At 70.0% G+C, this 12,247-nt stretch carries 15 protein-coding genes; 7 read left to right on the forward strand and 8 right to left on the reverse strand.

Translation table 11 applies throughout. The features are described 5' to 3' along the window. Positions 1–744: a 4-hydroxy-tetrahydrodipicolinate reductase gene (gene dapB, locus QM621_RS00980; RefSeq protein ID WP_414988477.1), complete on the reverse strand. Its 744-nt coding sequence runs from the start codon at positions 742–744 to the stop codon at positions 1–3. A 47-nt stretch (positions 745–791) separates the two neighbouring features. On the opposite strand from dapB, the gene QM621_RS00985 reads away from it, so the two are divergent. The 3 genes from QM621_RS00985 (at position 792) to QM621_RS00995 (ending at position 3,133) form a co-directional block, all read left to right on the forward strand. Beyond that, the gene (locus tag QM621_RS00985; RefSeq protein ID WP_414988478.1) at positions 792–2,588 is read left to right on the forward strand and encodes a neutral/alkaline non-lysosomal ceramidase N-terminal domain-containing protein; all 1,797 of its coding nucleotides are present in this window, start codon (positions 792–794) and stop codon (positions 2,586–2,588) included. Between the two features lie 38 nt (positions 2,589–2,626). Beyond that, complete coding sequence (locus QM621_RS00990; RefSeq protein ID WP_414988479.1) at positions 2,627–2,896, forward strand: ribbon-helix-helix domain-containing protein; 270 nt, start codon at positions 2,627–2,629, stop codon at positions 2,894–2,896. A gap of 117 nt (positions 2,897–3,013) precedes the next feature. Then, entirely contained in the window at positions 3,014–3,133 is a 120-nt protein-coding gene (locus QM621_RS00995) for a toxin-antitoxin system toxin subunit (protein ID WP_414988480.1), read from the forward strand. Positions 3,134–3,188: 55 nt separating this feature from the next. Here the strand turns inward: QM621_RS00995 and QM621_RS01000 are convergent, their stop codons facing one another. From QM621_RS01000 to QM621_RS01010, 3 genes are read right to left on the reverse strand one after another with little or no spacing between them, the layout of a single operon-like run. Then, positions 3,189–3,317 (reverse strand): hypothetical protein, encoded by a 129-nt coding sequence (locus QM621_RS01000; protein WP_414988481.1) that lies wholly within the window; start codon positions 3,315–3,317, stop codon positions 3,189–3,191. 38 nt (positions 3,318–3,355) lie between these two features. Beyond that, positions 3,356–4,021: a Fic/DOC family protein gene (locus QM621_RS01005; RefSeq protein WP_414988482.1), complete on the reverse strand. Its 666-nt coding sequence runs from the start codon at positions 4,019–4,021 to the stop codon at positions 3,356–3,358. Then, positions 4,018–4,233 carry a hypothetical protein gene (locus QM621_RS01010; protein WP_414988483.1) on the reverse strand — a complete coding sequence of 72 codons (216 nt, stop codon included), beginning with the start codon at positions 4,231–4,233 and terminating at the stop codon, positions 4,018–4,020. The genes QM621_RS01005 and QM621_RS01010 overlap by 4 nt, the downstream gene beginning before the upstream one ends. 155 nt (positions 4,234–4,388) lie before the next feature. Between QM621_RS01010 and QM621_RS01015 the strand changes: the two genes are divergently transcribed. Further along, the gene (locus QM621_RS01015; protein WP_414988484.1) at positions 4,389–4,676 is read left to right on the forward strand and encodes an addiction module antidote protein; all 288 of its coding nucleotides are present in this window, start codon (positions 4,389–4,391) and stop codon (positions 4,674–4,676) included. 1 nt (position 4,677) lies between these two features. On the opposite strand, the gene QM621_RS01020 is transcribed toward QM621_RS01015, so the two are convergent. From QM621_RS01020 to QM621_RS01035, 4 genes are all read right to left on the reverse strand, one after another. After that, positions 4,678–5,613 (reverse strand): NINE protein, encoded by a 936-nt coding sequence (locus QM621_RS01020; RefSeq protein WP_414988485.1) that lies wholly within the window; start codon positions 5,611–5,613, stop codon positions 4,678–4,680. A gap of 102 nt (positions 5,614–5,715) precedes the next feature. Further along, positions 5,716–7,947: a polyribonucleotide nucleotidyltransferase gene (locus QM621_RS01025; RefSeq protein ID WP_414988486.1), complete on the reverse strand. Its 2,232-nt coding sequence runs from the start codon at positions 7,945–7,947 to the stop codon at positions 5,716–5,718. Positions 7,948–8,166: 219 nt separating this feature from the next. Beyond that, positions 8,167–8,457 (reverse strand): 30S ribosomal protein S15, encoded by a 291-nt coding sequence (rpsO, locus tag QM621_RS01030; protein WP_414988487.1) that lies wholly within the window; start codon positions 8,455–8,457, stop codon positions 8,167–8,169. An 89-nt stretch (positions 8,458–8,546) separates the two neighbouring features. After that, positions 8,547–9,491, reverse strand: a complete 945-nt coding sequence (locus QM621_RS01035; RefSeq protein ID WP_414988488.1) for a bifunctional riboflavin kinase/FAD synthetase — start codon at positions 9,489–9,491, stop codon at positions 8,547–8,549. 67 nt (positions 9,492–9,558) lie between these two features. On the opposite strand from QM621_RS01035, the gene QM621_RS01040 reads away from it, so the two are divergent. The 3 genes from QM621_RS01040 to QM621_RS01050 are packed head-to-tail and all read left to right on the forward strand — an operon-like array spanning position 9,559 to position 12,061. Beyond that, complete coding sequence (locus tag QM621_RS01040; protein ID WP_414988489.1) at positions 9,559–10,011, forward strand: hypothetical protein; 453 nt, start codon at positions 9,559–9,561, stop codon at positions 10,009–10,011. A 5-nt stretch (positions 10,012–10,016) separates the two neighbouring features. Further along, positions 10,017–11,405, forward strand: a complete 1,389-nt coding sequence (locus QM621_RS01045; protein ID WP_414988490.1) for a sensor histidine kinase — start codon at positions 10,017–10,019, stop codon at positions 11,403–11,405. After that, positions 11,402–12,061: a response regulator transcription factor gene (locus tag QM621_RS01050; RefSeq protein ID WP_414988491.1), complete on the forward strand. Its 660-nt coding sequence runs from the start codon at positions 11,402–11,404 to the stop codon at positions 12,059–12,061. Before QM621_RS01045 ends, QM621_RS01050 begins: the two co-directional genes overlap by 4 nt. The last annotated feature ends 186 nt before the right edge of the window (positions 12,062–12,247 follow it).

Here is a 12,247-nt window from a genome sequence, read left to right on the forward strand (position 1 = left end):
TCAGAGCCCCAGCACGGCGTCGAGGCCGACCGTCACGCCGGGACGGTCGGCCACGGCGCGCAGCGCCGCGAGCACGCCCGGCATGAACGACTCGCGGGTCGAGGAGTCGTGCCGCAGGCTGAAGATCTCACCGGTGTCGCCGAGCAGCACCTCCTGGGAGGCGATGAAGCCGCGCGCCCGCACCGCATGCACGGGCACGCCCGCGACCTTCGCGCCGCGTGCGCCGTCGGGGTCGGTGGTCGTGGCGTCGGGCAGCGGCGCCGAGCCGGCCTCGGCGCGGGCGGCGGCGATCAGCTCGGCGGTGCGGGTGGCGGTGCCGGAGGGGGCGTCGACCTTGTCGGGGTGGTGCATCTCGATCACCTCGACGGACTCGAAGAAGGGCGCGGCGACGGCCGCGAACTTCATCATGAGCACCGCGCCGATGGAGAAGTTCGGCACGATGAGCACGCCGACGCCCGGGTGCGCCTCGCAGAGCGCGCGGACGCGGTCGATCCGCTCGTCGTCGAAGCCGGAGGTGCCGACGACGACGTGCACGCCCCGCTCGACGCACCAGCGGATGTGGTCGAGGGCGACCTCCGGAGTGGAGAAGACCAGCGCGGCGGTCGCCCCGCCGTCGGTGATCGCGGCGAAGTCGTCGCCGAGGTCGATCTTCGCCACGACCTCCAGATCGCCGCTCTTCTCGATCGCCTCCACCGAGGTCGATCCCATCCGTCCCTTCGCGCCGATCACGGCCACAGCAGTCATGGGAGCCAGCGTAGTGGCTGGGTCCGACCTGCCCGATACTTGGACGCATGTCTCAGAGCTGGGCGGTCGGCCGTGGCCTCACCGACATCACCGGAGAGCCCTGGGGCGTCGGCATGATGGGCTACGGCATGCCCGACCAGCGCACCGTCGGCCTCCTCTCCCGGCAGTACGCGCGGGCCTTCGTCCTCGAGGCGGGCGGCGACCGGGTGGCCTATGTGGTGGCCGACATCGGCATGTTCTTCCACTCCTCGGTGACCGAGATCCTGCGGCGGCTGGCCGAGCGGTTCGGCGACCTCTACACGGCGCGCAACGTCGTGCTGACGGCGACGCACACGCACTGCGGTCCCGGCGGGCACAGCACGGACATCCTCTACAACATCACCACGGCGGGCTTCCATCAGCGCACCTTCGAACGGCTGGTCGCGGGCGTGGTCGAGGCGGTCGCGGCCGCGCACGACGACCTCGCGCCCGCCGAGGTGTCGATGGCGCGCGGCGAGTTGCGCGACGCCAGCGCGAACCGCGCGCGGGCGGCGTTCGAACGCAATCCGGCCGCCGAGAAGGCGATGTTCCCGGACGGGATCGACCCGGCGGCCCGGCTGCTGCGGATCGAGCGCGACGGGAGCCTGGCGGGCGCGGTGCACTGGTTCGGCGTGCACAACACCTCGATGACGAATCAGAACCGGCTGATCAGCGCCGACAACAAGGGACTGGCCGCGTGGACGTGGGAGCGCGAGCTGGACGGCCGGGCGGTGACGGCCTTCGCGCAGACGAACGCGGGCGACCTCTCCCCCAACCTCGACCTCCAGCCGGGCACGGGGCCGACCGACGACGAGCGGGAGAACACCCGGATCATCGCCGAGCGGCAGCTCGACTCGGCGCGGGCGCTGGCCGAGGAGTCGGGCGAGACGCTGACACCCGTGGTGCGCGCGGTGTCGACGACGGTCCGTCTGGCCCATCGTGAGGTCGAGGGCCGCCGGACGGGCCGAGCGATCCTGGGGGCGAGCTTCGCCGCCGGGAAGCTGACCGACGGGCCGGGCTCGCCGCTGTTCCACGAGGGCCGTCGCAACACGCTCCTGCGGTGGGTGAGCCGTCTGCTGTACCAGCTACGGCCCGACGTGGGCGCGGCGCACGCGCCGAAGGAGTTGTTCCTGCCGGTGGGCTCGCTCGGCTGGGTGCAGGAGACCTATCCGCTGCAGGTCGTCCAACTCGGCGAGCTGTGTCTGGTGTGTCTGCCGTTCGAGGTGACGGTGGTGTCGGGTCTGAGGATCCGCCGCGCGGTGGCCGCCGAGCTCGGCGTGGACGTCGAGAGCGTCGTGCTGCAGGGCTACGCGAACGGCTACGGCCACTATGTGACGACGCCGCAGGAGTATCAGGAGCAGTTGTACGAGGGCGGCTCCACGATCTTCGGGGCTTGTGAGTTGGCGGCGTTGACCGAGGAGGCGCGCGTGCTGGCCCGCTCGCTCGGCTCCGTGGGCATGCCCACCCCGGACCCCCATCCGGCGCCACGACCGGGTTTGAAGAGCCCGGTCGGCTCGCCCCGCTGGTCGCGTCGCGGCCCGATCTCGGTGGCGTCCGCCCCCACGTCCGCGCGCGTCGGCGAGACAGTGGTCGTGGAGTTCCGCGCAGACCACCCCAACGCGGTCCTGCGCCCGACGTATCTGGAGGTCGAGCGCGACGGCGAGGTCATCGCCACCGACGCCGACCCCTCGACGTCGATCCGCTGGTCCCGCGACCGTCGCTGGCGCTGGCGCGCCGAGGTCACCTGGCGCGCCGACTCCCCCGGCCGCGTCTCCATCTCCTACCTCGGCCGCTCCCGCGCCACGGCCGAGATCTTGGTGGTCTGAGGCTTCTATCCGACAGCGTTTTCGTATACGGTCATTCCATGAATGGGCGACTGATCCATGGGAAGCCCGTCAGCGACGAGCAGATCCAAGCGTGGGCCGACGAGGCCGAGGCCGGCTACGACCTGTCGCAACTCCCGCCACCGCGTCGCGGTCGCCCTCCGGTGGGCGACGGCCCCGGAACCGTGGTGCCGGTGCGGCTCGACGCCGCGACCATCGCAGCGCTGACCGAACGCGCGAAAGCCGAAGGCATCACGACACGGTCCGAGGCGATCCGCGCCGCAGTCCGCGAGTGGACGCATGCCAGCTGAGCTTCATCCGTCGGCTCGCAAGCACTACAAGCGTGATCGCCTCAGCGACGACGCCGTGCTGTACGCCGTCGACCATGTCCTCCACTCGACGATGAGGACGACCCACGCCACTGGCCCATGATCGGCACGGATCCGGCCGGTCGACTCCTCGAACTCATCACGCTCGTATTCGACAGCGGCCACGAACTGATCATCCACGCGATGAAGGCCCGCCCGCACTACCTCGACGAACTCTGAGCCGGAGAGGCATAGCGGCGAGCCAGCGACCAAACTCCATCCCGTGACCTGAGTCTTAAACGATGGGACGCGATTCCTCGGCGAACAAGGCTGAGACTTCCTGCTCCGCCTCTTCAGAGAACGCGTCCTCCCACGACTCCCCGCCGAAATCAGGGATCGCTCCAAAGATCGGCTTGTTCTCCATGCGGGGCCCTACTTCCCCTACCTCTGTGATGGCGTGCCTCAACGGACAACCCCACAGTAGCGATCAACGACGGCGAACACCTCGGACGATGGCTGGTCGAACCTCGGAGCGACCGGAGCCGCCCCAACGAGCAGTAAACGGTCAAAGAGATAGTCCGCGAGCGTCATGGGAAAGCCGTTCCACGACCGCAGCCTCACATCCCGCAGGGCCAACGGATCGATCCTCGACCAGTCAAGCTCATAACCCGCATGGGCTGCCAGTTCCGAAACCCAGAGACTCTGCGACCGGGTATTCCCGTCTCTAAACGGATGGATAAACGTCACCTCGGCCCAATGTTCAGCGAGACGAACACAGAACTCCCACCGATCCAAGCCGCTCAGATAGTCGGTGTCCCGCAATTGCGCGGACAGATCCTCCAGCCTTGACGCCACTTCGTTCGGCGGGCAGTAGTCACGGTCAAATCCGGCCGGTGACAACCGCACCGTTCTCAGCTCGCCAGCCCATCCGAAGATCCGCCCGAACATGGACCTATGAATATCGAACAACCGCTCCACGCTCGGAGTCTCCGGGTGCGACCGGATCAACACCCACATCACCGAGGCGAGGTCGTTCATCACCTCGTCGAGGGTCTCGGAGTTCCTGATGTCGAGACGGTTTTTGAGCACCCCTGTCCCGGGATAGCAGTATTTGTCAGATCGAATCACGCGAAGCGTGCCGTGATCTCACGGAGCGCCTGCTCTGGAGTGATCGTGCCGTCAAGCACCCGACGTGCACGGTCCAGCGCGACTGCCGATGGGAAGTGGCCCGCGACCTGCTGTCCCTTCTCCACTTCGATCATGAGCCGGTCGGCTTGCTCCGGCGACATGATCGGCTGCCCAGCGCCCGAGGCGTGCGCAAAAGACGCCACAGTATCCATGACGCCGATGATACTCACTTGTTCGCGCACCCTCGCCCAGATGCGTCCTCAATCAGCAACAGCATCCCGTCTATGGGGAGGCGACCTGCCCAGGACGCTCGGAATCGGCCGGACCATCCCGACCGCTCGACGTGTCTGTCGGATAACTTCGACACATGCGTGAAGGTGCTTTCGACGCCGCCGACCATCTGAAGACGCTCGATGACGTGGGCCTCTACTTGGAGGTCGCCTTGGAGGACGCCGCCGAGGTTCCTTCCGCCGTCCCGCGCGCTCTCGGCGTGATCGCCCGCTCGCAGAACATGAGCGAACTCGCCCGCCGTGTGGGCATGAGCCGAGACGGCCTCTACAAGGCCCTCTCCGAAGACGGCAATCCGACCTGGTCGACCATGGTCAAAGTGGCTGGCGCTCTCGGCCTCCGCTTCGAGCTACGCACTGTCGCCTGAGCTACCGTCGCAGCGGTGTGCCGTCGGCGGCGGGGAGTTTGCCGGTGGCGATGAGGATGATGTCGATGATCGTCCACACGCCGAGGCCGCCACAGGTCAGCAGTTTCACAATCCCGAGGCCCGTATAGCCGAGGTAGAAACGGTCGACACCCCATCCGCCGATGAGGATCGACAACACCAGCGCCGTCGTGAACTGCTTCTCCCCCGGACCGGCGAACAGCCCGGGCACCTCCTCGGCGGCAAACCACCCGCCGCCGTCGAACGAGACCTGCGTCTGCGGCGTCAGCCGTCCCGAGCCGACCAGGCCCTGCAACCCGGCCGCATCGTACGGGCCTGACGTGTGCCCCATCGCCGACACCGCATACGACCCCTCCGGAACCCGCACCGCAGGACCCGACGGCCGTTCCCGCACGGGCGCACGCATCACCAGCAGAACGATCAACGCGCCCACCAGGGCGACCAGGAAGACGAGAACTCCGAACAGGCCACAGAGAAGATTCCCTCGAAGACCCAAGTGCCACCGGAGATACACCTCGCAGTAATAACCGAGGTCGAAGAAGCCGGCAGGCCAGGGGTAATGCACCAACCGATCCACCAGAGGGAAAACGAGCAGCGGCCAGAGGACGACCTCCCACACGGCGGCACCGATCAGCATCCACGGAACACGGCGCGCATGCCTCGTCCACGTCAACGCCAACCCGGCGAAACCCACCACCATCACGGCCATCACCTCAAAGAGCACGATCCAATCCCACAGGTAAAGAGCCTCCGAGTAATCCGGGAACTCCGAGTAATCAGCCTCGGAAATCCACCTCACCGCGTCGACGGCCCTGACCAGGCACCACGCCACCATCGGCAGGCTGACCACCGTCAACGCCACCCGCATCCCCGTCGTCACCCGGCGCTCGCCGACCACCGCCAACTCTTCTTCTGTCATGCCGCAGATTCAATCCCCCCCCCCGGCTTTGTCAAACCGGGACGACGAAGGGGCCGCCGGTGTGAGCACACCGGCGGCCCCTTCGGTCAGGGCTGCGTCAGATCACTCGGCGTCGGAGGCCTCGTCCTGGGCCGCCTTCTCCTCGTCGGTCGAGGCGACGATGAGCGACAGCTTGCCGCGGTCGCCGACCTCGGCGATCTCGACCTGGATCTTCTGGCCGACGGACACGACGTCCTCGACGTTGTTGACCCGCTGGCCGCCGTTGAGCTCGCGCAGCTTGCTGATGTGCAGCAGGCCGTCCTTGCCCGGGAGCAGCGAGACGAACGCGCCGAAGTCGACCGTCTTGACGACCGTGCCGAGGTAGCGCTCGCCGACCTCGGGCATCGTCGGGTTGGCGATGGCGTTGATCGCCGAACGGGCGGCCTCGGCGGCCTCGCCGTTGTCGGCGCCCACGTAGACCGTGCCGTCGTCGTCGACGGAGATCTTCGCGCCCGTGTCGTCCTGGATCTGGTTGATCATCTTGCCCTTCGGGCCGATGACCTCGCCGATCTTGTCGACCGGGATCTTCACCGTGATGATGCGCGGGGCGAACTCGCTCATCTCGTCCGGCGCGTCGATGGCCTCGGCCATGACGTCGAGGATCGCGAAGCGGGCGTCGCGGGCCTGGGTCAGCGCGCCGGCCAGCACGTCGGCCGGGATGCCGTCGAGCTTGGTGTCGAGCTGCAGGGCCGTGACGAACTCACGCGTGCCGGCGACCTTGAAGTCCATGTCGCCGAAGGCGTCCTCGGCGCCGAGGATGTCGGTCAGCGTGACGTACTGCGTCTCGCCGTCGACCTCGCCGGAGATGAGGCCCATCGCGATGCCCGCGACCGGGGCGCGCAGCGGCACGCCGGCGTCGAGCAGGCCGAGCGTCGAGGCGCAGACCGAGCCCATCGACGTCGAGCCGTTCGAGCCGAGCGCCTCGGACACCTGACGGATCGCGTACGGGAACTCCTCGCGCGTCGGCAGCACCGGCAGCAGCGCGCGGCCGGCGAGCGCGCCGTGGCCGATCTCGCGGCGCTTCGGCGAGCCGACCCGGCCGGTCTCACCGGTCGAGTACGGCGGGAAGTTGTAGTTGTGCAGGTAGCGACGGCTCGTCTCAGGGCTGAGCGTGTCGAGCTTCTGCTCCATGTCGAGCATGTTCAGCGTCGTGATGCCCATGATCTGGGTCTCGCCGCGCTGGAACAGCGACGAGCCGTGCACGCGCGGGACGACGCCGACCTCGGCCGACAGCTCGCGGATGTCGGCCAGGCCGCGGCCGTCGATGCGGACCTTGTCGCGCAGGACGCGCTCGCGCACGAGGTTCTTGGTCAGCGAGCGCAGTGCCGCGCCGAGCTCCTTCTCGCGGCCGACGAAGTCCTCGCCGATCTGGTCGAGCACGTCGGCCTTGATCTCGGCCTCGCGGGCCTCGCGGTCGGCCTTGGAGACGATGGTCAGCGCCTCGGTCAACGCGTCGGTGGCGATCTTCGCGACGGCCTCGTAGGCGTCGTCCTCGTAGTCGAGGAAGACCGGGAAGTCCTGGACCGGCTTGGCCGCGGCGCCGGCGAGCGCGCTCTGCGCCTCGCACAGCTGGCGGATGAAGGCCTTGGCGGCCTCCAAACCACCGGCGACGATCTCCTCGGTCGGCGCCTGCACGCCGCTCTGCACGAGGTCCCAGGTCTTCTCGGTGGACTCGGCCTCGACCATCATGATCGCGACGTCACTCGTGCCGTCCTCCTGGCGCGCGACCCGGCCCGCGACGACCATGTCGAACACGGCGTGCTCGAGCTGGCTGTGCGTCGGGAAGGCGACCCACTGGCCGTCAATCAGGGCGACGCGGGTCGCGCCGATCGGACCGGAGAACGGCAGACCGGAGATCTGCGTGGACGCGGACGCGGCGTTGATCGCGAGCACGTCGTAAGCGACGTCGGGGTTGAGCGCCAGCACCGTGATGACGACCTGGACCTCGTTGCGCAGCCCCTTCTTGAAGGTCGGGCGCAGCGGGCGGTCGATCAGGCGGCAGGTGAGGATCGCGTCCTCGCTGGGGCGGCCCTCACGACGGAAGAACGAGCCCGGGATGCGGCCCGCGGCGTACATGCGCTCCTCGACGTCGACCGTCAGCGGGAAGAAGTCGAAGTGGTCCTTGGGCTGCTTGCTGGCCGTGGTGGTCGACAGCAGCATGGTGTCGTCGTCGATGAACGCCGAGACGGCGCCGCCGGCCTGGCGGGCCAGCAGGCCGGTCTCGAAGCGGACCGTGCGGGTGCCGAAGCGGCCGTTGTCGATGACGGCTTCGACCGAATGGATGGAATCGGACATGAGTGTCCCTTCTGCGGGCGGCGCCCGCGGTGGGACGAGCCGACCGGACGGTCACGCTGCCGGTCTTCGATCGAGGCCCGCGGAACGATGCTCCGAAGGCCACTACCGAGGACCGAATGCTTGTCTGGTCGCTCGTCGGGATATGACGTGTTCAGTTGTGAGGGGCCGATGATCGACGACGGGCGGCCGTCCGAGGAGGACGACCGCCCGAGGCGAGGATCAGCGACGCAGGCCCAGTCGCTCGATGAGCGAGCGGTAGCGCTCGATGTCGGTGTTCTGCACGTAGTTGAGCAGGCGACGGCGCTGACCGACGAGCAGCAGCAGGCCACGACGGCTGTGGTGGTCGTGCTTGTGCTCCTTGAGGTGCTCGGTCAGGTGCGCGATGCGCGCGGTGAGCAGCGCGATCTGAACCTCCGGGGAGCCGGTGTCGCCCTCGCGGGTCGCGTACTGCTCGATGATCTCCGACTTGGACAGGCCCGTCACAGTGGGCGCGGCAGTCTTCTTCGACATGTCTCTCCTAGAGGCTCGTAGCGCGGCGCACCCAAGCATGTTCATCGGGGCACTGGAATCCGCGGCCGGTACACGGCGGCCCCACCCTATCAGGCCAGCAGGGTGCGGGTGCGCTCGACGTCGGCGCGCATCTGGTCGACCAACGCGTCGATGGAGTCGAAGGCGGTCATGCCGCGCAGCCGGGCGACGAACTCGACGCGGATCGAGGTGTCGTAGAGGTCGAGGTCGCTCCGGTCGAGAACGTGGGCCTCGACGCGACGCTCGGCGCCGTCGAAGGTCGGGTTGTCGCCGACCGACACCGCCGCGGGCCACCGCTCGCCGGCGTGCGAGCCGTCGAGCACGGCCACCCGTGCGGCGTAGACCCCGTCGGCGGGGGTCGCCACGCCGGCGGGCACGGGGATGTTGGCCGTCGGGAAGCCGAGCTCCCGCCCGCGCCGGTCGCCGCGGACCACCACTCCGGTCGACTCCGGCGCGCGGCCGAGCACGTCGGCGGCCGCGGCCACCTCGCCGGCGGCCACCAGCCGCCGCACCAGCGTCGAGGAGAACTCCTCGTCGCCGCCGAACAGTTCCAGGCCCTCGACGGCGAAGCCGTGCTCCGCGCCGAAGGCGCTCAACGTCGCCACATCGCCCGACGCCTTGCGCCCGTAGGTGAAGTTCTCCCCCACCACCACGTGCGCGGCGCGCAGGTCGTCGACCAGCACCCGTCGGGCGAACTCCTCCGGCGTCCAGCCGGCCATCTCGCGGTCGAAGGCGAGCACCCGGACGTCGTCGGCGCCGGCCTCGCGCAACAGCTCGACGCGCCGCTCGATCCCGGTCAGCAGCGCCGGGGCGCGGTCGGGCGCGAACACTGCGACGGGGTGGGGGTCGAAGGTCACCGCGACGACCCGCAGGCCGCCTGAGGCGGCGAGCTCGCGGGAGCGGTCGAGCAGCGTCTGGTGCCCGCGATGGACGCCGTCGAACGTCCCCACCGTGACCGCAGTCGGCGCGGAGGACGGCTCGGCCCCCGCTCCGGTCACGTCACGCCAGATCGCCACGGAAGAACTGTGCCACATCGCGGCGCGGGACTACCCCCGCCGGGCCGCAGCGCCTACCATGGAGGCCATGGACAAGACCAGAGGCATGACGCTCGTCAGTCTCACGTGCGTCGTCGGTTTGGGATGCGTCATCGCGACACGTCTGACCCTGCCGCCGATCGTCGGCCCGGACACCGCCGCAGTGCTGCGGACCGACATGGCGTCCCCGGACACGTCGTCCGATCCGGCCTCCGACGACACCGTCGCCGAGACGCCGGAGAACGCCGGTCCGACCGGCCCCGACCTCGGCGGCGCCGAGGCGGAACCCGCCGATCCGTCGACGCAGCCGGCCTCGCAGTCGACGGCCGCGAGCACCACGTCGCCGACGGGCCAGTCCTCGTCGACGGACCAGGCCCCGTCGCCGACGGCTGTCCAGCCCTCCGGCGGAACCGTGCGGGTCGGCGAGAGCGGCGACGACGACCGCCGCGGCGGCACCGGGGACGACGGGCGACGAGACGGCCGGAACCAGCACCGCCGCTGAACCGGGTGTCGTCCCTCTTCGACCGCGTGACGGTCCGCTCCCGGCTCGCCCTCGCCGTCACCTCGTGGACCCTCCTCGCGCTCATCGTGACCGGCTACGCGATTCTGCGCGTCGCCGAGCATCGCGCGCTGAGCGACGCCTCCGCCGACGCCGACGCGGTCCTCAGCCACTTCCGCCACCACGAGGAGAACTCCCCGACCGCCACAGCGGCTGAACTGCTCAGCCACTTCGCCGCCAACGCGGTCGTCCCGCCGAATCAGTCGGTGATCGCCGTGGTCGACGGGGCGGCCCTCGACAACGGCGAGACATCGGCGGCGCGGACCGACGGCGCCCTGCGGGCGGCCCGCGAGCTGTCGGGGGGCGGGTCGCGCGTCGTCGCCTCCGACAGCGCGACCCTGGCCTACGCCGTGCTCGAAGTCCACGACAGCTCCACGACGGGCCATCTCGTCGTCGTCAGCGACCTCAGCGCCACGATGCGCAGCATCGACGACCTGGCGACCACCTTCGCGCTCATCTGCCTCGCCGTGGTCATCGTGACCGGGATGTCGGCGTGGTCCATCGCCGGGCGCGTGCTCAGCCCCTTGCGCCGACTCCAGCGCACGGCGGCCTCGATCACCGCCGGCGACCTCGACCAGCGGGTCCCCGTCACCGGTCGCGACGACCTGAGCCGCTTGCAGCGGACCGTGAACTCGATGCTCGACGCGCTGCAGTCGGCCGTCACGACGCAACGGGACCTGCTCGACGACGTCGGCCACGAGCTGCGCACGCCGCTGACCATCATGCGGGGCCATCTGGAGACCACCGCCCTCGCCGACCCCGAGTCGGTGGCCCAGACCCACGAGATCGTCCTGGAGGAGATCGACCGCATGACCGATCTCGTCGCCGACCTCCTGGTCCTCGCCGACGCCCACAACCCGGACTTCCTTCGGCGCGTGCCGACCGACGTCGACGCGCTCGTCCGACGCGTCGTCACGAAGGTCAGACCGCTGGCCCACCGCGACTGGCGCGTCGACACACGGACCGGGGCGACGGTCGACCTCGACCCCGGCCGCATCACCCAGGCTGTCATGGCACTGGTCGACAACGCCGTCGGCCACACCCGGACCGGCGACCTCGTCGGCGTTCGCGCGACGCTGGCCGACGACGAGCTGCGCCTTCTCGTCGGCGACTCCGGCCCGGGCGTGCCGGCCCAGGACCGTGAGCGGGTCTTCGACCGGTTCGGCCGCGGTCGCGCCGATCAGAGCCGCCGCGACAGCCACGGCCTCGGCCTCGCCATCACCTCGGCGATCGCCGAGGCGCACGGAGGACGGGTGCGGCTGCTCGACCCCGCCGAGCCGGGCGCCTTTCCGGGCGCCACCTTCGAGATCGCCATCCCCGCCCAGGAGGAAGCATGACCCAGATTCTCGTCGTCGAGGACGAGCCGCGCATCTCGTCCTTCCTCGTCGGCGGCCTGCGAGCGGCCGGGTTCGTCGTGCGGACCGCGGCCGACGGCGGAGCCGCCGTCGCCGAGCTCGCCGCCGGTCCGGTCGACCTCGTGCTGCTCGACCTCGGCCTGCCCGACGTCGACGGCCACGACGTGCTCTCCTACCTGCGGACCTGGCATCCCTCCGTGGCCGTCGTCGTCCTCACCGCCCGCACCGGTCAACGCGACACGCTGGCCGCCCTCGAAGGCGGCGCCGTCGACTACGTGACCAAACCGTTCCGGTTGGCCGAACTGGTGGCCCGCATCCGCCTGCGGCTCGGCGCCTCGGCCACCCCGACGAGCGACACGCTCGACCTCGGACGCGTCACCGTCGACGTCGGCGCGCGGCGCTGCCGCCTCGGGGACGTCGAGGTGGACCTGTCGCCGCGGGAGTTCGACCTGCTCACCGCCTTCGCGCGCCACCGCGGCCAGGCCCTGTCGCGCGACCAGCTGCGCCGACAGGCGTGGGGCGAGGAGCCCGACGGGGAGGGGTCGAACACCGTCGACGTCCATGTGGCGGCGCTGCGCCGCAAGCTCGGGTCCGACGTGGTCACCACGGTGCGCGGCGTGGGCTATCGGAGCGACTGACCCGTCCCGGACAGGCCGAAGGCCCGGAGCCTCAGGACTCCGGGCCTTCGCCTCCCCTCCTCGCGGGGCCGAGACCGGCGGGTCGGTCAGCGACGACCGCCGGGCTGACCGGGCTGACCCGGCTGACCGGGGGCGCCGGGCCGACCCGGGCCGGCCTGCTGCGGGGCGGGCGCCTGCTGGCCCTGC

The sequence above is a fragment of the Aeromicrobium sp. genome, from assembly GCF_047606445.1.
GTDB lineage: Bacteria > Actinomycetota > Actinomycetes > Propionibacteriales > Nocardioidaceae > Aeromicrobium.

Excerpts from the sequence above, each read along its gene's own strand:
- dapB (WP_414988477.1), bottom strand. The coding sequence starts at position 744 with ATGACTGCTGTGGCCGTGATCGGCGCGAAGGGACGGATGGGATCGACC.
- QM621_RS00985 (WP_414988478.1), top strand. The coding sequence starts at position 792 with ATGTCTCAGAGCTGGGCGGTCGGCCGTGGCCTCACCGACATCACCGGA.
- QM621_RS00990 (WP_414988479.1), top strand. The coding sequence starts at position 2,627 with ATGAATGGGCGACTGATCCATGGGAAGCCCGTCAGCGACGAGCAGATC.
- QM621_RS00995 (WP_414988480.1), top strand. The coding sequence starts at position 3,014 with ATGATCGGCACGGATCCGGCCGGTCGACTCCTCGAACTCATCACGCTC.
- QM621_RS01000 (WP_414988481.1), bottom strand. The coding sequence starts at position 3,317 with ATGGAGAACAAGCCGATCTTTGGAGCGATCCCTGATTTCGGCGGGGAG.
- QM621_RS01010 (WP_414988483.1), bottom strand. The coding sequence starts at position 4,233 with ATGGATACTGTGGCGTCTTTTGCGCACGCCTCGGGCGCTGGGCAGCCG.
- QM621_RS01015 (WP_414988484.1), top strand. The coding sequence starts at position 4,389 with ATGCGTGAAGGTGCTTTCGACGCCGCCGACCATCTGAAGACGCTCGAT.
- QM621_RS01020 (WP_414988485.1), bottom strand. The coding sequence starts at position 5,613 with ATGACAGAAGAAGAGTTGGCGGTGGTCGGCGAGCGCCGGGTGACGACG.
- QM621_RS01025 (WP_414988486.1), bottom strand. The coding sequence starts at position 7,947 with ATGTCCGATTCCATCCATTCGGTCGAAGCCGTCATCGACAACGGCCGC.
- rpsO (WP_414988487.1), bottom strand. The coding sequence starts at position 8,457 with ATGTCGAAGAAGACTGCCGCGCCCACTGTGACGGGCCTGTCCAAGTCG.
- QM621_RS01040 (WP_414988489.1), top strand. The coding sequence starts at position 9,559 with ATGGACAAGACCAGAGGCATGACGCTCGTCAGTCTCACGTGCGTCGTC.
- QM621_RS01050 (WP_414988491.1), top strand. The coding sequence starts at position 11,402 with ATGACCCAGATTCTCGTCGTCGAGGACGAGCCGCGCATCTCGTCCTTC.